This window comes from Nostoc sp. (assembly GCF_036919675.1).
Classification (GTDB): Bacteria; Cyanobacteriota; Cyanobacteriia; order Cyanobacteriales; family Nostocaceae; genus Nostoc.
Map to the genome: position 1 here is coordinate 210,541 of NZ_JBALCP010000129.1, position 24,308 is coordinate 234,848.

The window sequence follows — 24,308 nt, forward strand, 5'->3', positions numbered from 1 at the left end:
AGAACTCCCTTCATCCACCTCAGAACCTCAAACCTCTCAATCCCTAATTTTCTAATAATCATTCTCTGTTTTGTGGCATAAATTTAGTGAATGCGGGTGATATGTACATAGCAGCATTGATGACTAGGGATTGACTTATGAATAACTCCACCTATCAGCTAGACGATTTCGCTTTAACATTGCCGATTTCCCAATCAGCTCGCATAACTGCCCAGCAATTTGCTAACCAGCAGCCAAATCCTGAAAAAGCAGAACAAGTTCGGCTGAATACGCTGGCTGTGTGGGTAGTGAATGACTACTTGGAAATGATGGATATTCCTACTGACCTCCAAGCTAGTGACAGCTGGAACTGTGTCATGCGCCTCTGTGGGAATATAGCTGACTTAGAGGTGCCCTCAGTTGGTCGTCTAGAGTGTCGCCCTGTGCAGGAACACCAGCAGATATGTTCCATTCCTCCAGAAACCTGGGAAGAACGGGTAGGTTATTTAGTAGTTCAATTTGATGAATCGCTCCAAGAAGCGAGGCTGCTTGGTTTTATGCCTAGTGTCGCAACTGAAACACTGCCTTTAGAACAACTGCAACCATTGGAAGCGTTTATTGACCACCTGAGTCAACTGCGCCAATCCCCAGTTAGTTCACTGGTGAATTTAAGTCAGTGGTTTGCTGGTATATTTGAGATAGGTTGGCAGACTATTGAATCCCTGTGGAACGTGCCGGAACTCAGACCAGGTTATGCCTTTCGCAGTACTGAAACTTTGGAACTAAATACCCTTAACGAACCAGAATCAATTACTAAACGGGCAAAACTGATTGATTTGGGTATCCAAATTCTCAACCAACCCGTCATGTTGATTGTGGAAATCAGCCTAGAAGAGGATCAACAAACCAGTATTCGTCTCCAATTGCACGCCACTGGGAATCAAATCTACTTGCCCCCAGGAGTTCATCTCACCGTTCTAGATAGTTCGGGAGCAGTATTTCTAAATGCTCAATCGAGAAAATTAGACAATTATATTCAGTTGCAGTTTCGCGGTGAACCTACAGAGCAATTTAGCGTTAGAGTGGCTATCAATGATATTAGCATTACCGAATATTTTCGGATTTGAAACATATAGCTATCTTTCCTTTTTGTTGGTAATTTATTAAGTGGTAATTGGTTAATTAAAAATTAAAAGTGAAAAATTCAAGCTGGCTTTTGGGGATTTTTCAAAAAGTCTGTAAAAGCTTGTGGAGCTTGTTATGAGACATTAGAACAGGGCATGATTTTGCACAGGGAGATTAGTGACAGTCATGGGTAAGTTAGTGGTTCTGAAATTCGGAGAGGGTAGTTTTGAGCAGGGGTTTGCTGTTACTCTCCAAATTGGTGAAGAACACGAGCGTGCTGCAACAGAAATCACGGGGAGGCTACCTTCATTCCCTGAAATGCCGCTCTATTACAGTCATTGGCAGTCTAGTTATCGGCAGATAGGCAATCGTTATCGCCTCCATGCTGACCAAATGCAGGTGACGAATGTATCGATGATTCAAGACTGCGAAAACACTTCCCATATTTTGCGGGCACGCTTTAATACCTGGCTGCGAGCAGAGGAGTTTCGCCCTTTGAGGGAAAAATGGTTAGAAAGATTGTCGTCCACGGAAGAAGTGCGGGTGATTCTGCAAACAGAAAATAGCCAATTGCAACTATTACCCTGGCATCTGTGGGATTTGTTAGAACGCTACCCCAAGGCTGAAATCGCCCTTTCTTCACCATCCTACGATCGCATTCACAAGCCACGCACTCCAAATAAATTAGTCAACATTTTAGCAATTGTGGGCAATAGTCAGGGGATTGACACCCAGGCTGATCTAGCTTTACTGCAACAGTGTGCTAATGCAAAGGTCAGCTTTCTGGTAGAACCACAACGTAAGGAATTGACTGACCATCTCTGGGGAAAAAACTGGGATATTCTCTTCTTTGCTGGGCACAGTTCCAGTAACAAAAATGGAGAAAGTGGACGAATTTACCTGAATAAAACTGATAGCCTTACTATTGGCGAGTTAAAGTACGCTCTTAGGAAAGCCATTGAAAACGGTTTGCAACTAGCTATATTCAACTCCTGTGATGGATTAGGATTGGCGCGAGAATTAGCTGATTTGCAAATTCCTCAAATGATCGTCATGCGCGAACCGGTTCCAGATCAGGTTGCTAAGGAGTTTTTACAGTATTTTCTCGAAGGCTTTGCCAATGGGAAGTCTTTATATCAAGCGGTACGCCAAGGGCGGGAACGATTGCAAGGACTTGAGGATCGATTTCCCTGTGCGACTTGGCTACCAATGATTTGCCAAAATCCAGCCCAGATACCACCCACTTGGGATGAATTAAGGTATACAAAAACTGAAGATATACCGAATTTAGCTTACTCTCACAAACGCAGATTTACGATAACTTTGTTATCGAGTTTAGCGATTACAGCCTTGGTTTGTGGGGTGAGATGGCTAGGATTGGTGGAAAGTCCAGAGATGCAAGCCTTTGACCAGATGATGCGATCGCGCCCTGCGGAAGGACTAGATTCGCGCCTGCTGATAATCACAATTGATGATCAGGATATAGCAACTCAACGACAAAATGGCGAGTCCTTGATCGGCGCTTCCATTTCCGAAAAATCACTCAATAAACTCCTGGTAAAACTGAATCAGTACCAACCCAGAGCGATCGGCTTGGATATCATCCGTGATTTTAAAGCTAAAGACAAAGATTTAATTAATCATCTGCAAAAAACTCAGAATTTGATTGGCGTATGTAAGGGGAGCGATGGCACAGTAAATATCGCAGGCACTAAGCCGCCACCAGAAATCCCCAAAACAAATTTGGGATTCAGTGACTTTATTCATGATCATGATGGAGTTATGCGTCGGCATCTCCTGTTCATGAACCCGGAGGCGACATCGTTGTGTCCTGCTCGTTATGCCTTCAGTTTCAAACTAGCCGATCTTTATCTGCGACCTTTAGGAATTCAAACAAAGTTTACCCCTGAAGGGAATTTGCAGATGGGTAAAACTATTTTTCCAAATCTGAAATCTCGCACTGGCGGCTATCAAAATATTGATGTTAATGGCGGTCAAATCTTGCTCAACTACCGTTCCTCAAAAGAGATAGCCCAACAGGTAAACCTAACCAAATTTTTATCTAGTCCGGTTGACCCCAGTGCGATCAAAAACAGGATTATTTTGATTGGTGTGACAGCAAAGGGAGATTCTCCAGACACCTGGACTACACCTTATGGCGCTCCTTTTTATGATCAAATGCCAGGAGTGTTAGTACAAGCCCATATGATCAGCCAGATCCTCAGTGCTGTCCTGGATGGGCGGCCGTTGCTGCGGGTTTGGTCACAGTGGGCTGAGGTGGGCTGGATTTGGGGCTGGTCTTTCTTAGGGGGAATCCTGGCTTGCCGAAAGCTTTCGTTTTTTTGGTTGGCATTGGGAGGCAGTATTGCCTCTAGTGTTCTGTATATAGTTTGCTTTAGTCTGTTAATTTTGGGTGCTTGGGTGCCGTTTGTACCGTCAGCTTTATCGTTGGTAGCCACGCTTGGCTTGATGTCAATTTATAATGCAAAAATAAAACATCGGGCGATGAGCGAGAAATAGGGAATAAGGAAAGATTTTTTGATTAAATTTTTGGAGAATCAGCAGCTAAATCTACAAGATTTACATACTTAAGGGAAGGTTTTTATGAAGTCAAATTCACAACCGATAAAACTGTTTGTAGTAGTAGCTTTTAGCTGCACCAGTTTACTAGTTAGCCTGACTCCAGTCCTTGCAAAACCAACTCTTAGTTCTTCACTTAGCGATCGCTCTGATGCTAAAACGACCCTTGCTCAAGCCACAACCTTTAATCTACCTCCACTTCCACCTGGCCCTCCTCCTGGAGGTCGCGTTCGTGGTGGAGCGAAGCGTGGGGAACCGATATGTCCACTTACTAAACCTAAGCTGACTGCTTTAGTGCCCTTTACTAAGTCAGATGAAGTGATCAATGTCTGGGGACAGACAACGGTAGAACGCCCAAGTTGGTTTTTCTATGTGCCGTATACCAAAAATTCGCCCGATGAAGTTGAATTTGTGCTGCAAGATCAGGACTCTAACGAGATTTCCCGCCTACCAATCGCTCTACCAGATAAACCAGGAGTCATCCGCGTTTCTCTACCTTCCACTGCTCCTGTTTTGGCACTAAACAAACAATATCGCTGGTTTTTCACCATTAACTGTAACAAGCAAACGATTTCGCCCCCGACTTTCGTCGAAGGGGTGATTGTCCGAGTCGAACTAAATCCAACCGTAGTCAAAAAGCTACAAACACCAGAACTTCTAAAGCAGTATGCTATCTATGCCGAAAACGGGATATGGTACGACGCACTGACGATACTGGCTCAACTGCGTCAGAAAAATCCTAAAGATGCAACACTGCAAGCAGAGTGGCGGCATTTGTTAGGTCAGATCGACTTAGATGATATTGCAGCAGAACCGATTCTCTTAGAGCAACCTTAGATTAAGAAACACAAGGAATACTACGCTGTATACACAAGTCCTAAAAAACTAGTTTTTTCAAGTGTGTTATTCCTGAGGGTACGGCACTATCCCAGATTTTTGGTGCGTTATACCAATTTTTTATGAAGACGCATAGAAAGAACCCCACCGCCTACGGCACCTCCCCTTGCCAAGGGGAGGTTGGGAGGGGTCAAAATAATGTGTAGCTTCACAGAGAATTGGTATTAGGACTAATGTCCATAACGCACCCTACGAGTGACAACCCAATGTGGATTGTCACTACAGTTTTCAAATGCTAGCAACTATTAATGTGGCAAATTTCTCACCCTTATTTACTCTAAAAAATAAGTTCCTAACTCTTTTATTCTCTCTACCCAAACTTTCACCTCATCAGCCACCTTATACTTCCATTGAAGTTGAAGTATTTCTCTAGTATGAGAATCATCAAATATAACTTTGTCTTTGTTTTCAAAGACTGGCGCAAGAAATTCTACCTGAGCAGCCTCCGCAAACAAAGTTGATATCTGACTAATACTCAAATTTTCAGGCGCAGCAAGGTAACGTCCTCCTTTGGAGCCTTTTCGCGCTGCGGCAATGTAGCAGTCTGCCAAATCTTCAACATGAATCCACGCCGTCATAAAATCTGGTGGAAATGGCTGATAGCCTTGGTGTGGTTTCCCTGTAATGAACTGCTGAATTGCAAAATCCCAGAAACTGCCACGAGTTGGCGCACAACCATACACTGATGAAGGATACACAATAGAAGCGTTACCTCCATTGCTGATATATTCTTCTACTAGCGCATCTTTCAACACATTTACACCCGCTAGTAAGTCAAAACATACTAAATATTCGGGCCATTTATAACCTTTTGGCGGAGGTGTTTCTGTGATTCGTCCTCCATCGGTGGTAATCAAAGAGAAATTCCCACTGGTTGTAATTACATGAATATCTGGTGAAACGGCCCTAGCACCGTGTAAAGCGGCTTCTAACGCTATACGGTCTTTCGCAAATTGAGCTTCTTTGGTTGATTCTGGAGGCATATGCCACGCTACATTAATTACCGTTGTAATATCATGCTTGCGAATTGCTTGTGCAACATCGTTGTTGGAAATTTCTACCTCCTGAGAGCGGATTATTTCCTTGCAGAAAGGCTTTATAGCCTCAATATTACTACTAGGACGCACAAGTGCCAATACGGCAAAATCTTGTGTATGGGAAAACTGACGACACAGCGCTCCGCCAATATAGCCGGTTGCACCTACAATCAAGATATTTTTAACGGAAGAGCTTTTTTCGGATGAAAATTCTTTATTGTCTGACATATTTGAAAGTTGTAGTTAATCAAGCTTTTCAAGATTTACAAAATAGTGGTTAAGACAAATTAGATATTGTCAAAAACAATTAATAACTTTTTGCAATAACTTCTCAGTGGCGTGACTATCAACGAAATCATAGGCATCTTGAGGGTGTATAGTGTCCATAATAAAACCGTGTACACCGGACACTATCACCAGTCATAAATGAGGTTGCCACCCCCTACTCGTCTATCTAACAAGCATTACAGGTCTAAAGAATACCTTACACCAAGTGAAGTGCGATCGCTCCTCGATGCTGCCAAAGAACGTAAAGCACGTTATTCTCACCGTGATTATACAGGCTCTGCTGATGATGTTCCGCCACGGTCTGAGGTAGAGGAAGCTGTAGGCTCTAAATGCGGTTTAAGGTGGGACGCAGTGATGTGGGGCGAACGTCAGATTTTGATCACCAGAGAAAAGGGGAGTGATTCCGGGGTACATCTGTGGGTTGCAATTCTCACAAATCAAATAGGATTGCTAAGTAGATAAACAAAATTAATTACACAATGTCATTGCGAATGGAGCGTTCGCGGTAGCGTCTGGTAGAGTTGCGAAATGAAGCAATTCGCTTGCGGCTGGGATTGCAACTCTACCAGACGCTTCGCGAACGCTTCTCTACGAGAGGCAACTCTTAGAGACGCTGCGCGAACGTCAACGCTCGCAATGACTGTAATTAATTCTGTACGGTTACTTATATAACTAATCTTCATTTTGCAAGATATCATGATCAATCGGTCGCTCCTTTTTAATATCAGGACTTTCTGCTGTCCAATAGTCATCTACTTCAGGAGATTCAGAAACCATCACAAACTCAGTCTCTTTTCTATGGTTATTTCCCCATTGATCCAAAACATCTTTAATTAACACCTCTTGCACCCAAATTTTAGCGACGACAGTTAGGGGTAGTGCTAGAAATAATCCTAAAAAGCCAAAGAAAGTCACGAAAAATAACTGGGAAATTAAGGTTACAGCTGGTAGCAATGAGACTTGATGCGCCATCACAATGGGCGTGATGAAATTACTTTCAGCCTGTTGAATAAAAAAGTAGAGAATCAAGACAGCAACTGCTTTCCAGGGTTCATCCAACAGAGCGATCGCCATTGCTGGTACTACACTCAGCGTTGGGCCGAGGTTGGGAATTAAGTTCAAAAATCCTGCCAAAACCCCTAAAGCAAGTGCTGCTTTTACACCCAAAACAGATAAGCCAATTACACTCATCAACCCGACTACACCCATAGCAATGAGAGCGCCTATTACCCATCCCCCCAAGGATACTTCGCATTGATCTAAAATCCCTTCGACTCGTCGTCGATAAAATGAGGGGAAAAGCCGCACAAAGACTTTGCGGTAAGCCACGGGGTTGGCTAATGTCATTCCTGTTAAAACTAGCACTAGTAAAACCTTGAGGACAATTTCTAAGGAGCCAGATACAAAGGCGAAGGAGTTTCCTAATACCCGATTGGCGATGGGCTGTGCTTGTTGGATCAGGCTGTTTAAATCTGGGATGTAAGGAATCAATTCAGTAGGAATGCGGGTTCTCAGACCGTCAAGCCAACTATTAAAGCGTCCAAATCCTTGGGGAACCCGATAGGTTAGTTCTTGAAACTGCTGGGCAAAAGGTGGCACAATTAGCCAGAAAAAACCCACGATTCCGGCAAAAAAGATAGCTACTGAGAGAAGGACAGCGAATCCACGCTTCATACCTGAGCGTTGGAAGCGTTTCGCTAGCCGATTTAAGGTGGTGGCTAACACAACTGCGGCAAACACGAGCAAAAGTACTTCCCGAATTTGCCACAGAATGTATAAAGAAAGAACTATGGCGATTAAGCCGATCCATTGACCGAGTTTCACAGGCTGACTTCCAACAGTTGGCGAGATGCAATTTTGTTGTAATTCAGCTAGGTTAGCTGATTTTAGTAACTTGTGCGTAAATGGTTCGAGTTAATTTTGTTTCTGTGCTTGGAATCGCCACAGTAGCGCGATCGCCATAATCACAATCGGCAAAAATATTATAATCAGCGCGTTGGTTGCTGTCGCCGGAATTGATAGACTTGGCCCTGCATACTTAATTAATACCGATAACAAAGCCGAGAGTAAAAGCAGTTTCAGAACAAATCCTAGTTGATTTTCCATAAAAGCACGGCATACAAATTTTTTTGGTACATACGAATTTGCGCTGTACCATCCAGTTTCTACAATAAACCTACAGATACAATCCTTTCCAACTTTCTCTAGGAAATGCGTTCTTTTTCACGTCAAACTCAACCAGCCAAAAACTTGTCCTACAGTTAGTTCTAATTCGATACCCTCTAGGATGGGTAATTTATCAGCAGCTTCATATAATTCCACTCGCTGTCCCGGAAAAATCCTCAGCACACTTTCGTCTTCAGGGTTGATTAACCAGCCTAATTCAGTACCATTGCGCGAACAATACAATAACTTACTCAACACTTTTTTTAACCTTTGGTCTGGGGAAAGAATCTCAATTGCCCAGTCAGGATGAATTTCAAAGCGATTAGCAATTCTGCCAGTTGAAGTTTTAGGAATTCTATCCCAGCTAAACACAGAGACATCAGGAACGATCGCAGCGCTGCCGAAGGTGCAACGCAGTTCTGGGAAAGCGTAAGCAATTTTTTGACTTCTAGCTATGCCGTTAATCGTTTTGCAAAGAGTAGTTTGGAGTAAACTATGTTCACCTTGGGGCATTGGTTTTTGAATAATTTCCCCGTTGATAAAATCTGATGCTGGCTCAGTTTCTAGCAGTTTGAGGAACTCTTCTAAAGTTAATTGGGGTTGAGTTGCGATCGCCATAAGTGAGTGAAATAGAGGGGATGATTTAATTATGTGCGTTAGCGATCGCTTACTCTTAGAGTTTGCTACCTCTCCTATCCCTCGCAAACTCAAGCCGTTGATTCAGCTTTGCATTTGGAATGCAATCGCACTTTTACTTGGTACAATATTAATCCAATTGCGATCGCCACCGGAAAGAGCGGGTACGCCATCGCTCCGCAGACAAAGCCGAGATTGGATTGACAAACCTAGACGCAAACAACAATTCTCAATCCAAAATCTGGCGTTGCGCTTTCAGTGCACCAAAGGTGCGACCTAAAATCCAAAATGGTATTACTTGGACAAAACCACGCTTTGACGCACAGCACGCTTGCGATCGCTTTTACGAGTACCTCCAGCCATTTGATATTCATGGCTATTGTTACCATATTTATAAGCAATACCACGCAAAATTTTCTCAGAATAGTCTGCTAAATCTTGTTCATTTTCGATGAGCTGGGTTAGTAAGACATCAATAGTAGAGAGGGTGGTATTATATGCTTCTAGAGATTTTCGGAGGCTTTCAATTTTTTCAGTATAATCTTTGACTGTTAAACTTTCTCCGACATCGAGAGTTGGACTAATGGATTTAATGCTTGCTAAACGTACTTCAGCTTTGCCCAAACTACGTGAATTGCGTTTTCTCCTCGCCATAATTAATACTCACTTTCTAAATTTATGATAACTCTATAGTGGACAATTGTTGAAGAAGTTGTCATACGTAAAATTGTTGATTTTTCTAAAAAAGCCTTCGTAGATTGTAGGGTGTGTTATCGCGACAGCGTAACGCACCTATTATCTGTTAGGCGGTGGGTTAGGCTACGCCGTAACACACGCTACTGGATAATTTTTTTTGTAATTCCTTTAAAGGAAGATGCTGTAACACGAGTCTGTTTCTCATCACAATAAGGCGGAAGCTGCTACAGGCTGCGCGGAACACGGAAACGTCAAAGCGGAAGCTGCTACAGGCTGCGCGGAATACGGAAACGTCAAAGCGGAAGCTGCTACAGGCTGCGCGGAATACGGAAATGTCAAAGCGGAAGCTGCTATTATTAAGGTGATGCAGTAATAATACGCTTATGTCAACAAAGATAACAGAAGTTATTGGTTCCGACGGAGAAAAAATCTATATTCAATACGACGACGCTGATACTGATGAATTGCAAGCTGTCGGATATATTGACGCTAACATCGAGGAAAGGTCAAAAAAGCTACAAATAATGATGAGTAGTACGGTACGCAATTATTCCACACTGATACTCAATAGCGTTAAGCAGGGAATGAGTGATAGCGCACCAAGTAAAGTGACGATGGAATTTGGTTTGCAAGTTGGAGGAGAAACAGGAGTTCCTTTTGTTACTAAAGGAAGCGCACAAGCTAATGTGAAGGTAATGATTGAGTGGGATTTGAGTCAGGAAAAACCATCACAGAAACCCCACACCTTTTAGCCCTTGTTATCAACCACATTTTTGTAACAGCCAAAGCATCGCACTGAGCGTTATCCCGCTCAGAACTGAAGTTCAGCGGCTCATAGCTTAAGTCCACTTTAGTGGACTGGAATCTTGCTTAATCTATTTTCAAACATCCTTTAAGGGCTTCGCTCAGAATTACAGTTTTAAGCCGTTTTGAGTATATCTCACGAACATGAGCAATTACACCCTGGATGAACTGAGAAAATCAATGGTCAAAATCCTCGATTCTAAGGGGGATACTGTCGGTTCTGGGTTTATTATTCGCGCTGATGGCTATCTTGTCACCTGTCATCATGTTATTTATTTGTTGGATGCACTCAGTGTAGAATATCAAGGAAAAGTTTATCAGGCAGAATGGTGTGAAAATTTATCAAATTTAGAAGTAGATATTGCAATTTTAAAGATAAATGTTGAGTCGTTGGCAGAGGCGGTTCCAATTATTAATCCTCGACAGCTATCAACATCAGTAAAAATCTATGGTTTTCCGCCAGCGAAAAAGGCTAATTTTCCGGAAGGGTTTGATGTTTTTTCCGAAAGTATTCGTCCTAGTGCGCCTCTGAATGTAGTTTCAACTTATAAAACTCGCAATCAAAATGAAATAAAGTTTAATAATCCCTGGAATAAGCTTCCACATGAAAATTCTACCTTTTCGTCCCATAAACTTGATGCAAAAGTTGAATCGGGAAGTAGTGGCGGTGCGGTTTTGGCTGAAGATTTGGGCGGTGTGGTGGGAGTGATTCAATGCAGTAAAAGCGATGCAAGTTATGTAATTCGCTGGGATAATCTTCTTGATAGCTTAGACAAGCTAGGATTAGAACCAGAAAAAAATGCTGTTTGCCATTTCTTGGCAGATATTAAAGAATATTTTAAAGATATTAAGCTGTTCCATACTCAAGAAAGAGTTATCCTGAAAAAGCGATATATCCCGATTCAAGTAACTCTACAAAGAAAATATAAGCATGAAATAGAAACAAGCTGGACATATACAGAAGGTGAGGCGGAATTTAAGCGTCTCTATGCGATGAAAGGTTTTGATGAGGAATTGCAAAAAAGAAAAGAAGAGGAAACAAAGCGAGTTGTTGTTGACTGGGAAGAGGCAAAAAAAGAAAACCAAAAAATTATGGTTTTAGCTGACCCAGGTATGGGAAAATCTACTTTATTAAGGATGGAGGCTGGCTTAATTGCTCGTGAGCAAAGAAAGAAATTATTAAGAAACCTCTCCCCTTCAAGGGGAGGGGAGCAAGACACGCCCTTTTCTTCAAGGGGAGGAGGGGTTAGGTCAAAATTAGGTGTAAATGATGTAATATTTCCGTTGTTTTTGCGGTTATCTGATTTGGCTGAAGCTAAAGAAGAAATTATTGATGCTATTCCTCGAATTATTGAGAGGGATTATCAAAAAATAACAAAATCTATCAAATATTTATTAAAAGATAAATTAAAGAATGGTAAATGTTTTTTACTTTTAGACGCTTTGGATGAAGTTCCACAAGAATATCGCCTTCGTTTAAAACAAAGGCTCAACCGTTTTCTGAGAACTTATGACTGTCCAATTATTTGCACTTCCAGAATTGTCGGTTACAGTGGTGCTTTTGTAGATAGTGCTAAGGAAGTTGAAATTGTTCCTTTTAGTCAAAAGCAAACAGAAGCATATATTCAAATTTGGTTTAAGAATGCGGCTGATTATATTAAGGATGATTCTGTTTCCGCAGAAGGGCTGATTGTTGAAATACAAAATAAACCACAAATTGCTGGTTTAGCGCAAAATCCTCTACTTTTATCTTTGCTGTGTAGCTTGTATCAAACCAAAGGGCTGACGCTTCCCGCACGTCGCGCCCAGGTTTATGAAAAAGCTGTAGATTATATGTTAAGTCAATGGAGGAATGATAATAATCGATTATTCTCCGAAAATGTGATTGCTAAAAAGAAATTATTGGCTGAACTGGCATATAACTTTAGCAGCGAAGGCAAAGAAGTTTTTTCTCGTGATGAATTGCATAATAGAATTGAAACATATTTAAACAACCAAGAAACCCGCGATTTCCAAAATAAGACTACTGAGGAATTAATTAAAGAACTTTCAGAAGCAGATGGAATTATTCAAAAGCTTTCACGAAATGAAGAGCAATATTTATTTTTACATCGCACCTTTCAGGAATATTTCACAGCATATTATCTCAATCAAGCCATCAGAAATAATCAGAGTGATGGTATTGCTTTAGCAAAAAAACTATTTTGGGAATATGATTTTCATGAAACTTTGACTTTATTGGTAAGTTTAATGAAAAATCCCATGTTGTTGATAGAAGCGTTGTTTAAAGAAAAGGATGATATTTTTCAGACGCTGTTATTATTGGCGGGGAGATGTATTGTTGAAGTTCAGCAGAATGGAGAGGCTTCTGGTGAAATCAGCAAAAATCCAGAATTAATTGCCAAGATAATCAAGAAGATTTACAAGTTTTGGCGACGTTACCCCAACGCTATTTTTATTGAATCGGTTGTAGTGGCATTGGGAAAAGTTAATTTGCGGATGTCTCAGGAATTAATCGCCGCCCTCAAGGACTCTGAATCTGACGTCAAATACTACGCGGCATCGGCTTTGGGTAATATTGGCAATGCAGAAGCGTTAAACAAAATCATCCGCCTTTCGGAAATAGACATTTATGAAGACAAAATTTTTACTTCAGCAAGGACGTTAGCAGTTAGATTTAGCAAGCAAAAGGAGTCTTTTATTCCTGTTTATCCTGAGTTAGTTAGATTTAATCCAATACTGACATTTGTGAAGCGTCGTTTGCGAGTATTTAGATACCGAGTTCAAAAACTTGTTAACGAGTATCAAAGGTAGATTCATCCAGTTCAAAAACTTATTAAAGGAGTTCTGAGTTTCATTCACGATTATCAAAGACTCCACAATTACGTAGCTTGCTTCTTACGCTTTGGCGAGTATTACGTTAGCGTAGCCGATTACGAATTAGTCTTAAGAGGTTGTTTGAAAAGTGGTATGTTGTAATTTTAATCGAATTATTACCCCCCTTAATCCCCCCTTATAAATGGGGGAAACCGTAAACTTAGTTCCCTCCGTCTTTGCAATATAAAGGGGGGAAACCGTAAACTTAGTTCCCTCCCCTTTCCAAGGGGAGGGTTAGGGTGGGGTAAAAAATATTTGATACATCAATCATGATTTTTCAAACATCTTCTAACTGCGTTGCCAAATTTTAATTGTCTTATCCAAACTCCCGCTAACTAACATCTCGCCGGAAGCCGTAAAAGCTAATGCTGTGACTATATGAGTATGACCTGTAAACGTACCCAGCAATTCTCCGGTTTGTAGATGCCACAACTTGATGGTTTTATCAGCACTACCGCTGGCGATAATTTGACCATCTGGACTTAAAGCGATCGCATATACTCTATCTCTATGTCCTCTGAGAGTATGAAGTAATTCCCCAGTCTCCAATTGCCAAATTTTAATCGTTTGATCCCAGCTACCACTCACCAGCAGTTTAGCATCTGCACTGATTGCTAAGGAACCAACAATGTGAGAATGACCCATCAGGGTATGCAGTGGTTGTGCATCCTTTAAACTTTTGACTCCCATCAAAAGTGAGGTGCGCCAGACTTTGATTTTGCGATAGCTACCTGTCACCAGAGTTTCCCCGTCTCGACTCAAAACTAGGGAATGAGCTGCTGTATCATCTAAAGAGAGAGCGATCGCAACCTGACGTTGCATCAAATCCCAAAACAGAATTTTCCGATCATCTCCGCCTGTAGCTAACATTCTGCCATCTGGGGTAAAGGCAGCACACCGCACTACGCCATTATGTTTGTGCAAAATATCTATCAAGTCTAAAGCGCCGACGTGCCAAAGCTTAATTGTGGAATCTGCACCGCAACTCACTAAAGTCTGCCCATCTGAACTAAAAGCCAGAGAATTCACTTCATCCACTAGCCCAGATATCACCCAAGGATACTCTGATAATGTATCTATTAATTCCCCCTTGCTTAAATCCCAGAGCTTCGTCTCTCCCCGACTACCACTTGCCAATATGGGTAAAGCTTTGCCATTCTTACACGCAGAACTGAAAGCCAAGCAATTAATCCCTTTGTTGTGCCCTTGCAAAGTCTGCCAGCATTCCCAATCACCTACTATACCCTTGAGGTAATGCTCTGATGGTAGAGTTTGTATTGTATCTGCGATCGCCTTCTCATTAATTACTGGTGACGTGTCTTTTTTAGCAACTAGTGATTCTAAATACCAACTCAACCCCCCCGCATATAACAAATTACTCGGACTGATATCCAGTTTAGGTTCAGTAAGTTCAAGGGTATTTGTAGGTAAAAAGCCTGTTATTATACTTTGCTTCTCGTAACCTAATTTACCTGTAGATGGATAAAACAAACAAAGAAAAATTAATCCTTGGTGATTTATCAAATCTTCTTGAGTAACTGACCACCTAATTTTGTCTTTCTTAATACCATTAAAACTTTCTCCATCAGCAACATAAACTTGAATACTTAGCTGAGGATTATCTTTTAGGACATAAGGAAATTTACTTTCGCCACACAAATTTCCTTCATCATCTAAAATCATGCTTTGCAAGGTATCTTGTGATACCTTTTTTACCAATTTCCCCAAGCGTTCAGTTATCATCCAGTCAACGATTTGCTCCCGCAAAAAATAATCTTCCGCTTGTCGTTGGAAGTATTTGGGAAAAGGTATCGTCCAGTCGGGAGGTTCAGGATATTCAGGCGGCGTCGGCGGCGGATTTTTGGCGAGAACTTCTGCTTGTTGGCGAGAAAGTTCTTGGAGTTTTGCCAAAGGCTCACCCCGAAATCCGATTATTTCAGTGTGACAACCTTTAACTTGACTTTCCAGCAAAGATAAGTCATAAGTTTTAGGTTTTTTCACACGTTGAAGGAAGTCAGTTTGTTGAGCTTTGAGTAAGCTAATCCAATCCATCTGCATTCCTGCGGCAAACTATTGCATACCCAAGGTAAGCTATACCAATACAATTACTCAAGTTTATAACCTTAGTTAATTAAAAATTCAGTAATGTTAGTAGTCTAAAAAAACACAGTCATTGACAGATGTTTGCGGGAAAGAGATAGATGGATAGCACTTAGACATTTCATTCACTGATGCAACTTAAGTATATAGAATTAGTTGATGTCAGTTAATTCTAACGGAGATGGAGAGCGAGATACTGTTTCCCTAGAAACAGTTCTAGTTGCAAATAAAAGTTTAATCTGAGAGGGATTTCAAAGGTTGCAGTAACGTTAAGTCAACAAATACCTACACAAAAATAACCTAGTAGCGCTGATTCTAGGGGAGATCATCTGAAATAAGTATAAATGGTGAAGATTGGTTAATTTTAACCTTTGCGTTTTGGTTGTCTGGGTGTAGTACTTACATCAGAGGAGTTGCCAAAAGTATCCTTTGCTTCGATCTGTTTAATTTTCATTTGCAAGTTCAAGTCATCACTGCTAACAATTGTTTCTAAATTCGCTAATCTTTGCTCTAACAGTTCTATTTGCTGTTGTTGCAAATCGTTAGTTTTTGATTTTTGCTTATCAGAACGCCAAACAGCAACTGTACCAACAGCTGCGCCACCAATAGCAACTAAAGGAAGAATAGCACCGCTTCTGGTAACTGCTGACAGTGGGACGCAAACTCCGAGAATGGCGACTGTAATTACCCAAATTCTTGTGGTGGCAGATAATCTGACATCTTGATATTGTTCTAGATTAGGTTGAGATTTTTTAGCCATAAGTAAATCCCTTGAAAAGTTATTTGCTAGATTGGCACAATTGTTTACTAAAATACTTCCTACAATTGGGTTAAGTATAATTCTTGTACTAATATTTTTAATTACCAGTAGGTAAATATAATTCAACATTAGGACTTACGCAAAAAACCTCTCAAACTCTCATTCCTCCGTGTTGCGCCAGTTGCTTCTCCTAAGGGAGACGCTGCGCGTAGCTTGCTTCCCCGCAGGGGTACAAGTCGGGGAACCGCAAGGGCGCACTGGCTTCTCTGTGTCTCTGTGGTAGCCTGCGGCAAGCCCTCCGGGTGACGCTCCTACGGACGCTCGTTCCTCTCTACGAGACGCTGCGCGAACGCTACCGCTTCGCTAACGCTACCGCTGCGCTAACAGCAGTCGCTCATGGGGGAAACCCCCTACAGCCCTTCTCCTAAAGGAGACGCTCTTGCGTTCGGGCATCCTACGGCAGGCGCTGCTTCACCGCTTTGCGTCTACGTTCTTTCATAACCCGTGCGTAAGTCCTGAACATAAAATCCCAATCAGTGAAATGATTTTTCTGACTCCTATACAGAGGCGATTAATCGCGTCTTTACTGCTGCCTTTTGCTTACTTCGTTATTTTAGATCATTAGATTTTGCTTGCAAGGAACAGTTGTAGACTGAGAGGAAGATTTTCTTGAAGTCATAGTCAGGAAGGTACAGATGACAGTTCGGGCTTTTTTTGAAGCTGCCAAAGTTGAAGGTTTCCAGTCACCTTACGATACCATTCACCTGAAAATTCTCTATCCAGCACAGATACCGGTTCAGCTAGAAAAAAGTACCGGAATTGAGCCAGCTAATCCAGAAAACGCACCTTTTCCAGTAGTGATTTTATTCAACGGCTTTAACTGTGATGCTCAACAATACCAATGGCTAGCGGTTAAACTCGCTGAACGTGGATTGGTAGTGGTTCTGTTTAATTGGATTACCGAAAATCTACCAGGCGTAATTAGTCTTACACCTGGGCTTGATTTAGAAAAGATGAAACCCACTATTTATCGTACTGCTCCCACAGCTTCGGCTTTGCCAGCACTCCTAGCTAAATTCGAACAGTTACAAAATCAGGGAATTTTAGCAGGAATGCTGGATTTACAACGGATCATTCTCGGTGGACACTCTGCGGGTGGTATGGTATCTATCGAAAATGCTGACCCTCGGTTTTTCCCTGAAGTTGCTGCATCTTTTGCTTATGGCGCAAGTAGCACAGGATTTCCAATCATGGGGTATGAACCAGGAACCATCTTACCTTTACCAGATTCCCTACCACTTCTACTGATGGGAGGAACCCGTGATGGATTCATGCTTAACAGTAGCGAACTCTATGGTGTAAGTCCTGGGGATGCTGCCATCCCAATCATCCGTACATTCCAAGAAGCAATTGCTGGGGGACGAAATGACAGCTATGTAGTAATCTTAGAGGGAGCAAATCACTTTTCGATAGTTGATCAGCCAGACTCCACTACAGGTAGATCGTCTCTCGACTTAAAAGCTACTCAACCCCAAGAAAACTTGCATTTGCTAATGAGTGAAATTATTGGTCTATTTATTGACACTTATGTTCGCCACCAACCAGAAGCATCTCAGTTGCTTGAGCAATTATTGAATACTGCCAATCCTCTGATAAAATCCTTTGAGCGTAAGTAGTTAGGCTGATTATGACAAGTGCATCTTATATTTTTCTGGCTGGAGCAAGTCGCGGTGTTGGTCGAGAAATTGCCCAATCCCTCACAGGACAACAGCTAAAGGTCAAAGCACTCCTGAGAACAGCAGCAGTTGCTGCTCAACTAGAAGGAATCGGTATTGAGGTAGTTCTGGGAGATGCCTTGAATGTTGGCGATGTAGAACGGGCAATGCTGACAGATGAACCTATTGACACTGTTATCAGTACAATTGGCGGTTTACCATCAGACGTAGAAAGGCCAGATTACCCTGGTAATAGAAATCTGATCGATGCAGCAGTTAAAGCTGGGGTGCAAAAGTTTATTCTTGTATCTTCCATAGGTGCTGGCAATAGTGTTGTTGCTGCCTCACCCCAAGTTTTAGAGGTACTGGGAAAAGTTTTAGCTGAGAAAGACAAAGCTGAACAACACTTAATTGCCAGTGGACTCACCTATACAATCATCCGTCCTGGTGGACTCAAGTCAGAAGCAGCAACGGGTAATGGCGTTTTAACCGAAGATCCGCAGATTATTGGTAGCATTAATCGTGCAGATGTCGCGCAGTTAGTTGTTCGCTGTTTAAATAGCGATCGCGCCAATAATAAAATTTTGTCAGCCGTAGACCGAAACATGCTGTTTGGGCAAAGAGAATTTGCAGAATTTAGTTTGGATTAGTGCCCCTAGAGCTTCTTTTCAACGCCCAATGCCTTTTAGATCAACTTGTCAGGTGTAATGGGTAAATCACGGATGCGCTTACCTGTGGCATGGTAAACTGCATTGGCGATCGCAGCTGAAACACCTGTGATCCCAATTTCGCCTACACCTCGTACACCTGCTGGGTTGAAGTTGAAGTCAGGTTCGCCGACGAAGGCCACCTGAATGCGAGGAATATCTGCATGGGCTGGGAAGTGATAGGTAGCAAGGTCATAAACCACGGGGTAGCCAATGTTTGGATCAAGATGGCACTCCTCCATTAAGGCTTGCCCAATACCCATGATCACCCCACCACGGACTTGACTGGCTGCTGTCTTAGAGTTGATGATTCGCCCGATATCCATCACTGACACCCAGCGCGTCACCCGCAAACGTCCGATTTCTTCATCCACGTTGACTTCGCAAAAATGTGCCCCCCAAGACTGGAATGCCCATTTTTTGGCTTCATCGCCAGGAGCAGAGGATGCTGTGGCCTCAATTGCTGCCTGTCCGGACTGACTCAGAGTCGCAAACGCCTCCTCTGCGGTCTTAGCATTAGCAGTTTTCAGGACTTGCTCACAAGCTGACATCACCGCCGGGAGGAGAGATGCTGTCATCATGGAACCACCTGCCATGCCTCCATCTGGTAGCAAGGAGTCGCCTAACTCTACGTGTATCTGTTCGACGGGTAGCCCTAATGCGTCTGCTGCTGTGGCTGCAACAACGGTATATGCGCCAGTGCCCATGTCATTGCCGGCGGCGAGAATATGGGCAGTACCATCTGGTAGCAGCCGTACCTTGACTGATGCTTTACCCCGCCTGCCAGGGTAGGTTGCTGCCGCCATTCCCCAACCAACGAGTTTACCATCGGATGTCAAAGAACGGGGCTGTTTTGGTCTGTCTTTCCAGCCAAATTGTTCCGCACCCAAGAGCAAACAGTCAGCAAAATGTTTGGCTGAGAATGGCTGACCTTGGCGCTGGTGTTCTTTAGCTTCGTTTTTTAGGCGCAGTTCTACCGGGTCAATCTTTAGCATCCAGGCCAGTTCGTCCATCGCTGACTCCAACGCCCACATCCCAGGATTCTCTCCTGGCCCGCGCATGAATGTTGGTGTACCCATGTTCAGCACCGCTAGTTCCTGCTTCAGTTGCAAATTCGGCGCTGTGTACATAACTGGCGTGACCGCAGTACAGGGTTCTGTAAAGACATCCACTGGTGAGGTACAGGATTTAACCTCATGGGCGATCGCAGTTAAACTACCATCAGCAGTTGCTCCCAAACGCATAGTTTGCTCGGTTTCAGAGCGGTGTCCGGCGTTCGCTGTCATTTGCCGTCGGCTGAGGACGACTCTGAGAGGACGCTGAAGTTCACGGGCAGCCGCAGCACAGAGAATAGCGTGGGGCCAGGGAAAGGCTTTGGAGCCGAAAGCTCCACCCAGGAATGGTGTGACCACATGAACCCGCTCAATTGGGAGTCCAAAGAGTTCTGCATAGGTGCGCTGGCTTGCCGACACCCACTGGGACGGTTCGTAAACAGTGAGTGAGTTTGCATCTTCCCAGTGGGCAATGATCGCATGGGGTTCCATCGGCGCGTGCATTTCCGTGGAAGTTTTGTAGGTGGCTGTAAGTTTGGTTGTTGCACTCGCCACCCCTGCCGCAAAATTCCCCTTTTCAAACTTTAGCTCTTGACCCATTTGCGGTGGTGCCTCCTTGAAGGTGGCTTTCGCAGCTTCCACGACTGGCTTTTGGCTTATGTATTCCACCTTGACCAAATGCGCCGCATCACGCGCCCGCTCGAAGGTGTCTGCCACTACCAAACCGATAATTTGCCCTGCATAGTAAATTTTGTCATCCGATAACGGCAGACGTGCCTCGTAGATTTTCGAGGTCATAAAGTCGTTGGTTGGCGTAAACACTTTAGGCGAGTTTTTATGCGTGAAAACATCTATCACACCTACTGCCTTTTCTGCCGCACTAATGTCGATGCTTTTAATTTGCCCATTGGCAATGCTGGCGGTGACAAGATAACCGTGAACCAGACCTGGAATTTGATGTTCTGCGGCGTAGGTTGCCGTGCCCATAACCTTTGCCCGTCCATCCTTACGGTTGATGGCAGTCCCAATTACTTTGTTCATGCTACGCCTCCTCCTTTAGCTGATACCGTGAGGGCGCGACGAATTGCCCGCTTTGCCAAGTCAACTTTGAAACTGTTATAAGTTAATGGTTTAGCTTCTTGAAGTGCAATTTCTGCCGCCTGTTGAAACGTTGCAGTATTGGCACTCTTGCCGATCAAAAACTTTTCTGCTTCCTTTGATCGCCAAGGTTTATGGGCTACGCCACCCATTGCCAAGCGCACATTCTGAATCTGCTCGCTTGCCAAGTCAACCGCAGCCGCCACAGAGACTAACGCAAAGGTATAGGAAGTGCGATCGCGTAACTTTAAGTAAACCCCTGATTTGGCAAACGGCACTGGGGGAACAATCACAGAGGTAATCAACTCACCTGGCTCTAAGTTTGTATCTCGCTGGGGTGTGTTCCCTGGTAGTCGGTGAAAGTCTGTCAATGGTATCTGCCGCTTACCGTTGGGGCCTTCCACAACAACAACAGCATCCAGAGCAGCAAGAGAGACACACATATCCGAGGGTTGAACTGCCACGCATTGGTCACTGGCCCCAAGGATGGCGTGCATCCGGTTGATGCCCGTTGCTGCCGGACAGCCGCTTCCCGGTTGCCGTTTGTTGCAAGGGAAGGCTGTATCGTAGTAGTAGGGACAGCGAGTGCGTTGCAGTAGGTTGCCCCCTACGGTTGCCATATTGCGGATTTGCTGAGACGCACCAGAAAGAATCGCCCGGGATAGTATTGGATAATCGCGGCGAACATCAGGATGGTCTGCCACTGCTGTGTTAGTTACCAGCGCTCCAAGGCTCAAACCACCCTCACTTGTCCGTTCAATGCGCTTCATCTCTAATCGAGAGATGTCAATAAGTTGCGATGGTTCATCTAGGAAAACCTTGAGACGGTCAACCAAATTCGTACCGCCTGCAATCAATATCGCATTTTGGTCATTCGCTGCCCGTTCAACCGCATCTTTCACAGAAGTGGCACGGGTATAAGTGAAGTTGTTCATCTGAGCATCTCCTGGGGTTCATTGACCATCACAGTTGCGGCAGGAGAGGGCGGTTTTTGTCCTATTACCTGCTGGACTGCTGCCACAATGCCGTTGTAAGCACTACATCGACAGAGATTACCACTCAGTCGCTCCTTGATTTCAGCTTCAGAGAGTTCAGCCAACTGTGGAGGACGAGCAAAATCTGGTGTGACAACGCTGGCACAACCGCGTTTGACTTCATCAAGTAAGGCAACAGAAGCACAAATCTGTCCTGGGGTACAATAGCCGCACTGGAAGCCATCGTTATCAATGAATGCTGCCTGCACTGGATGGAGAGTATCGCCCATCGCCAGCCCTTCAATGGTGACGATCGCCTTGTCTTCCTGCATCACTGCCAGAGTCAGGCAGGAATAAACTCGCTCACCATCGATCAGAACAGTACAGGCCCCACACTGTCCGTGATCGCATCCCTTTTTGCTGCCCACTAGCCCCAAGCGATCGCGCAGGGCATCTAAGAGTGTGACACGCGGCTCAAGGTCGAGGGTTTGCTGCTCACCGTTAACAGTAAGTTTTACGTTGATCTCACCTGGGTTACTTTGGCTAGCGTCCTTTGCTATAGTTGCCTGATTAAGCAATGAGGGAGCGGCTATAGCTGTTCCGGCAGCAGTCAATGCGTGTCCCCAAAAACCGCCTTGGGATGTTTTTTCTACCCTTTTTTCGTGTTCCATAATTCGTCCTTCTAGATAGAATAATGCGGTAATTCTGAGAACTTAGGGATATGCATAGCTATTTAGTATTGTGTACATAATTTAAGGTTAAGTGCAGGTAAGAGTTTGGGGAAATAAGCAAAAAATCAGACAAAGTACGCTTACCCAAATAGCCGGATCATCTTCTCAGCTGTGGATTTAGCATGATATTGCTGTTTGAGGCTAAATTCTCAGTTTTGGTTTTTAGGCGATGTCTACGACGGGCTACGCCTACGCATTAGAACTTCAATTCTTGACGTGGCAAAAGAAGTAAATCTGGCGTTGCAGAACAGTGGGATGAATTTGGGCAAGCAGGAGAGATCAGCCTTAGTTGCTGCTACATCCTGCAAATATGCAACGCCGTAAATCTCAATTTTAAGCACGCCAGCGGAGTATTTGACCCTTGACAGGATTCACAAATTCTCGTCTTTCAGCGACAGACCGAGCATACTCCCGCTTTAACTGGTAGTACCACTGCGCCTGCATATCTGAGTCTTTAATCAGTCGCAGCACAGGATTATATTTCAGACCAATCTGCTGCTTTTCCACAACCGTTCGGTCTTGACCCAGGAAGGTTTGTGTTAGTACGTGCATCAATGGCTTGAAAAATCCTGCCCAAGGCAGTGTCCAGTAAAGAGCAAAAGTTACCTCGGTTTCTGTGTCTGAAATGGGTGTAACTGCCGTTAAATTAACGACTCGATGCTTGCCAATCGTGGTTTCTTCAATTCTGACTCCAGGTAAACGAAAAGAAATTTCCGTTTCCGGTACACCACCGCCAATCAGCCAGTATAATCGACCTCCATTCGCTGGTAATCGGTGTCGTCGCATCGTGAAGCCGTAGGGCGAAGCGTCGAATTGCTTTACTTCCTCGTGCAGTTGCTCATTTCGCCACCACCAAGCGCGATGAACATAGGGTGAATGAGCAGGGTCCATCAGACCTACCACTGCATGATCTATAAAACAGGGGAATCTCATGATCTCTACGAATTGCGGTGTTAGCAAAGCCCCCCGTAGGGATCGCTCATCAAATCCTGGAATGACCGGAATTTCCATGTCAGAAGCAGGCTGAGGGTTATCGGGATCAGTCATATATATCCAGATATTCCCTTGGGCTTCCCGAATTGCATAGGACTGGACGTCGAAGCGACTCAAATCCATCTGCTGTTCTTCTACAAGAGAGGGGATCGCAGTACAGCGCCCACCGGAGTTAAAGCGCCAACCGTGGTAGCAGCATTCCACTTCCTGGCCATCAAATTTACCACAACTCAAGGGCACGGCCCGATGAGGACAAATGTCCCGCATCGCAGAGACTTTGCCATTGCGATCGCGGACTAACAACACCGGTTCTCCCAAGAAAATGCGGCTGATCATCATACCTGGCTTAATCTGATTACTAGGCAGAGCATAGTACCAAGTATTACGTAATACAAAGTTATCGTTATTTTTCATAGCTAATTGCGTCTGCCTTTGACACAACGAAAGTCCTGGTTTGTGGAAAGGAAGGTTATGCTTGAAAACATTCTTTCAGATTTTTAATTGCTGTAAGTAAATTCAACTGATACACTTGTTGGTCATGTTCGTAATTCTCTCAGATTTGGGATAATCTGCGATCCACTCCAGGTGTGAAGTTGCATTATTCACCAGAAATTTGCACAAATACCGTTCTTTTGCGCGGCCCATCCAACTCAAAAAACAACACAGATTGCCAGGTTCCCAAAGCTAATTTACCATCCACAACCGGGATTATCTCACTAGTGGTCAGCATCATTGCCATTAAATGAGAGTGAGCATTAATCGGCTCATCTTTTGGGACATCTCTTAAATGCAAGTCATTATGCAAATAGCTGTCTGATTCAGGTGCTAATTTTTGCAAGAACACTTTTATATCTTCTAACAATCTGACTTCATTTTCGTTGATAGCTAAAGCTGTTGTTGTGTGCCGAGAAAATAGTAAAACTTGTCCATTTTAAATTGATGTTGAGGCCAGAAAATCTTTGAGTTGTGGTGTGATATTATAAATATTAATTTTTGGCTCAGTTTCAATTTCAATTAACTTATTAATAATTGGCATCTGTTCAATTTTATGTTTGTAATTGCAAAGAAGGTACGCCAACACAGTTTAACGCCC

Annotated in this window: 21 protein-coding genes and 1 pseudogene; 10 read left to right on the plus strand and 12 right to left on the minus strand. The window is 43.5% G+C overall.

What is annotated here, in order from left to right; genetic code table 11:
• Positions 1-137 precede the first annotated feature (137 nt).
• The 3 genes from V7K49_RS29185 (at position 138) to V7K49_RS29195 (ending at position 4,521) form a co-directional block, all read left to right on the plus strand.
• Positions 138-1,106: a DUF1822 family protein gene (locus V7K49_RS29185; RefSeq protein ID WP_334864431.1), complete on the plus strand. Its 969-nt coding sequence runs from the start codon at positions 138-140 to the stop codon at positions 1,104-1,106.
• A 184-nt stretch (positions 1,107-1,290) separates the two neighbouring features.
• Positions 1,291-3,624: a CHASE2 domain-containing protein gene (locus V7K49_RS29190; RefSeq protein ID WP_334864433.1), complete on the plus strand. Its 2,334-nt coding sequence runs from the start codon at positions 1,291-1,293 to the stop codon at positions 3,622-3,624.
• Positions 3,625-3,708: 84 nt separating this feature from the next.
• Positions 3,709-4,521 carry a DUF928 domain-containing protein gene (locus V7K49_RS29195; RefSeq protein WP_335208734.1) on the plus strand — a complete coding sequence of 271 codons (813 nt, stop codon included), beginning with the start codon at positions 3,709-3,711 and terminating at the stop codon, positions 4,519-4,521.
• Positions 4,522-4,853: 332 nt separating this feature from the next.
• Here the strand turns inward: V7K49_RS29195 and V7K49_RS29200 are convergent, their stop codons facing one another.
• Positions 4,854-5,846, minus strand: coding sequence for an NAD-dependent epimerase/dehydratase family protein (locus V7K49_RS29200; protein ID WP_335208735.1), 993 nt, complete (start codon positions 5,844-5,846; stop codon positions 4,854-4,856).
• 198 nt (positions 5,847-6,044) lie between these two features.
• Here V7K49_RS29200 and V7K49_RS29205 point away from each other — a divergent pair, with 198 nt between their 5' ends.
• Positions 6,045-6,368 (plus strand): hypothetical protein, encoded by a 324-nt coding sequence (locus V7K49_RS29205; RefSeq protein WP_335208736.1) that lies wholly within the window; start codon positions 6,045-6,047, stop codon positions 6,366-6,368.
• Positions 6,369-6,578: 210 nt separating this feature from the next.
• Here the strand turns inward: V7K49_RS29205 and V7K49_RS29210 are convergent, their stop codons facing one another.
• The 3 genes from V7K49_RS29210 to V7K49_RS29220 form a co-directional block, all read right to left on the minus strand.
• Positions 6,579-7,730, minus strand: coding sequence for an AI-2E family transporter (locus V7K49_RS29210; RefSeq protein ID WP_335208738.1), 1,152 nt, complete (start codon positions 7,728-7,730; stop codon positions 6,579-6,581).
• 90 nt (positions 7,731-7,820) lie between these two features.
• Positions 7,821-8,012: a hypothetical protein gene (locus V7K49_RS29215; protein WP_273769186.1), complete on the minus strand. Its 192-nt coding sequence runs from the start codon at positions 8,010-8,012 to the stop codon at positions 7,821-7,823.
• A 117-nt stretch (positions 8,013-8,129) separates the two neighbouring features.
• Positions 8,130-8,690, minus strand: coding sequence for a Uma2 family endonuclease (locus tag V7K49_RS29220; RefSeq protein ID WP_335208741.1), 561 nt, complete (start codon positions 8,688-8,690; stop codon positions 8,130-8,132).
• A 31-nt stretch (positions 8,691-8,721) separates the two neighbouring features.
• Here V7K49_RS29220 and V7K49_RS29225 point away from each other — a divergent pair, with 31 nt between their 5' ends.
• Positions 8,722-8,988: a hypothetical protein gene (locus tag V7K49_RS29225; RefSeq protein WP_335208743.1), complete on the plus strand. Its 267-nt coding sequence runs from the start codon at positions 8,722-8,724 to the stop codon at positions 8,986-8,988.
• A gap of 14 nt (positions 8,989-9,002) precedes the next feature.
• On the opposite strand, the gene V7K49_RS29230 is transcribed toward V7K49_RS29225, so the two are convergent.
• Entirely contained in the window at positions 9,003-9,362 is a 360-nt protein-coding gene (locus V7K49_RS29230; protein WP_335208745.1) for a hypothetical protein, read from the minus strand.
• 425 nt (positions 9,363-9,787) lie between these two features.
• Here V7K49_RS29230 and V7K49_RS29235 point away from each other — a divergent pair, with 425 nt between their 5' ends.
• Positions 9,788-10,156 carry a CU044_2847 family protein gene (locus V7K49_RS29235; protein WP_335208746.1) on the plus strand — a complete coding sequence of 123 codons (369 nt, stop codon included), beginning with the start codon at positions 9,788-9,790 and terminating at the stop codon, positions 10,154-10,156.
• Between the two features lie 196 nt (positions 10,157-10,352).
• Complete coding sequence (locus V7K49_RS29240; protein WP_335208747.1) at positions 10,353-13,022, plus strand: trypsin-like peptidase domain-containing protein; 2,670 nt, start codon at positions 10,353-10,355, stop codon at positions 13,020-13,022.
• A gap of 351 nt (positions 13,023-13,373) precedes the next feature.
• Here V7K49_RS29240 and V7K49_RS29245 read toward each other — a convergent pair whose 3' ends face one another.
• Together V7K49_RS29245 and V7K49_RS29250 are read right to left on the minus strand one after the other, a co-directional pair.
• Positions 13,374-15,143: a WD40 repeat domain-containing protein gene (locus V7K49_RS29245; RefSeq protein WP_335208749.1), complete on the minus strand. Its 1,770-nt coding sequence runs from the start codon at positions 15,141-15,143 to the stop codon at positions 13,374-13,376.
• Positions 15,144-15,549: 406 nt separating this feature from the next.
• Positions 15,550-15,945, minus strand: coding sequence for a hypothetical protein (locus V7K49_RS29250; RefSeq protein ID WP_335208750.1), 396 nt, complete (start codon positions 15,943-15,945; stop codon positions 15,550-15,552).
• Between the two features lie 695 nt (positions 15,946-16,640).
• Here V7K49_RS29250 and V7K49_RS29255 point away from each other — a divergent pair.
• Together V7K49_RS29255 and V7K49_RS29260 are read left to right on the plus strand one after the other, a co-directional pair.
• Entirely contained in the window at positions 16,641-17,621 is a 981-nt protein-coding gene (locus tag V7K49_RS29255) for an alpha/beta hydrolase family protein (protein ID WP_335208751.1), read from the plus strand.
• A gap of 11 nt (positions 17,622-17,632) precedes the next feature.
• Entirely contained in the window at positions 17,633-18,310 is a 678-nt protein-coding gene (locus V7K49_RS29260; RefSeq protein WP_335208752.1) for an SDR family oxidoreductase, read from the plus strand.
• A 35-nt stretch (positions 18,311-18,345) separates the two neighbouring features.
• Here V7K49_RS29260 and V7K49_RS29265 read toward each other — a convergent pair whose 3' ends face one another.
• The 3 genes from V7K49_RS29265 to V7K49_RS29275 are packed head-to-tail and all read right to left on the minus strand — an operon-like array spanning position 18,346 to position 22,162.
• Positions 18,346-20,460, minus strand: coding sequence for a xanthine dehydrogenase family protein molybdopterin-binding subunit (locus V7K49_RS29265; RefSeq protein ID WP_335208753.1), 2,115 nt, complete (start codon positions 20,458-20,460; stop codon positions 18,346-18,348).
• Positions 20,457-21,452 carry an FAD binding domain-containing protein gene (locus V7K49_RS29270; RefSeq protein ID WP_335208754.1) on the minus strand — a complete coding sequence of 332 codons (996 nt, stop codon included), beginning with the start codon at positions 21,450-21,452 and terminating at the stop codon, positions 20,457-20,459. The genes V7K49_RS29265 and V7K49_RS29270 overlap by 4 nt, the downstream gene beginning before the upstream one ends.
• The gene (locus V7K49_RS29275) at positions 21,449-22,162 is read right to left on the minus strand and encodes a 2Fe-2S iron-sulfur cluster-binding protein (protein ID WP_335208755.1); all 714 of its coding nucleotides are present in this window, start codon (positions 22,160-22,162) and stop codon (positions 21,449-21,451) included. Before V7K49_RS29275 ends, V7K49_RS29270 begins: the two co-directional genes overlap by 4 nt.
• Positions 22,163-22,357: 195 nt before the next feature.
• On the opposite strand from V7K49_RS29275, the gene V7K49_RS29280 reads away from it, so the two are divergent.
• Positions 22,358-22,546: a hypothetical protein gene (locus V7K49_RS29280; RefSeq protein WP_334870455.1), complete on the plus strand. Its 189-nt coding sequence runs from the start codon at positions 22,358-22,360 to the stop codon at positions 22,544-22,546.
• A 9-nt stretch (positions 22,547-22,555) separates the two neighbouring features.
• On the opposite strand, the gene V7K49_RS29285 is transcribed toward V7K49_RS29280, so the two are convergent.
• Positions 22,556-23,629, minus strand: coding sequence for an aromatic ring-hydroxylating dioxygenase subunit alpha (locus V7K49_RS29285; protein ID WP_335208756.1), 1,074 nt, complete (start codon positions 23,627-23,629; stop codon positions 22,556-22,558).
• A 184-nt stretch (positions 23,630-23,813) separates the two neighbouring features.
• Positions 23,814-24,251, minus strand: a pseudogene (locus V7K49_RS29290) (secondary thiamine-phosphate synthase enzyme YjbQ).
• Positions 24,252-24,308: the final 57 nt, after the last annotated feature.

Excerpts from the sequence above, each read along its gene's own strand:
- V7K49_RS29185 (WP_334864431.1), top strand. The coding sequence starts at position 138 with ATGAATAACTCCACCTATCAGCTAGACGATTTCGCTTTAACATTGCCG.
- V7K49_RS29190 (WP_334864433.1), top strand. The coding sequence starts at position 1,291 with ATGGGTAAGTTAGTGGTTCTGAAATTCGGAGAGGGTAGTTTTGAGCAG.
- V7K49_RS29195 (WP_335208734.1), top strand. The coding sequence starts at position 3,709 with ATGAAGTCAAATTCACAACCGATAAAACTGTTTGTAGTAGTAGCTTTT.
- V7K49_RS29200 (WP_335208735.1), bottom strand. The coding sequence starts at position 5,846 with ATGTCAGACAATAAAGAATTTTCATCCGAAAAAAGCTCTTCCGTTAAA.
- V7K49_RS29205 (WP_335208736.1), top strand. The coding sequence starts at position 6,045 with ATGAGGTTGCCACCCCCTACTCGTCTATCTAACAAGCATTACAGGTCT.
- V7K49_RS29215 (WP_273769186.1), bottom strand. The coding sequence starts at position 8,012 with ATGGAAAATCAACTAGGATTTGTTCTGAAACTGCTTTTACTCTCGGCT.
- V7K49_RS29220 (WP_335208741.1), bottom strand. The coding sequence starts at position 8,690 with ATGGCGATCGCAACTCAACCCCAATTAACTTTAGAAGAGTTCCTCAAA.
- V7K49_RS29225 (WP_335208743.1), top strand. The coding sequence starts at position 8,722 with ATGTGCGTTAGCGATCGCTTACTCTTAGAGTTTGCTACCTCTCCTATC.
- V7K49_RS29230 (WP_335208745.1), bottom strand. The coding sequence starts at position 9,362 with ATGGCGAGGAGAAAACGCAATTCACGTAGTTTGGGCAAAGCTGAAGTA.
- V7K49_RS29235 (WP_335208746.1), top strand. The coding sequence starts at position 9,788 with ATGTCAACAAAGATAACAGAAGTTATTGGTTCCGACGGAGAAAAAATC.
- V7K49_RS29240 (WP_335208747.1), top strand. The coding sequence starts at position 10,353 with ATGAGCAATTACACCCTGGATGAACTGAGAAAATCAATGGTCAAAATC.
- V7K49_RS29245 (WP_335208749.1), bottom strand. The coding sequence starts at position 15,143 with ATGCAGATGGATTGGATTAGCTTACTCAAAGCTCAACAAACTGACTTC.
- V7K49_RS29250 (WP_335208750.1), bottom strand. The coding sequence starts at position 15,945 with ATGGCTAAAAAATCTCAACCTAATCTAGAACAATATCAAGATGTCAGA.
- V7K49_RS29255 (WP_335208751.1), top strand. The coding sequence starts at position 16,641 with ATGACAGTTCGGGCTTTTTTTGAAGCTGCCAAAGTTGAAGGTTTCCAG.
- V7K49_RS29260 (WP_335208752.1), top strand. The coding sequence starts at position 17,633 with ATGACAAGTGCATCTTATATTTTTCTGGCTGGAGCAAGTCGCGGTGTT.
- V7K49_RS29265 (WP_335208753.1), bottom strand. The coding sequence starts at position 20,460 with ATGAACAAAGTAATTGGGACTGCCATCAACCGTAAGGATGGACGGGCA.
- V7K49_RS29270 (WP_335208754.1), bottom strand. The coding sequence starts at position 21,452 with ATGAACAACTTCACTTATACCCGTGCCACTTCTGTGAAAGATGCGGTT.
- V7K49_RS29275 (WP_335208755.1), bottom strand. The coding sequence starts at position 22,162 with ATGGAACACGAAAAAAGGGTAGAAAAAACATCCCAAGGCGGTTTTTGG.
- V7K49_RS29285 (WP_335208756.1), bottom strand. The coding sequence starts at position 23,629 with ATGAAAAATAACGATAACTTTGTATTACGTAATACTTGGTACTATGCT.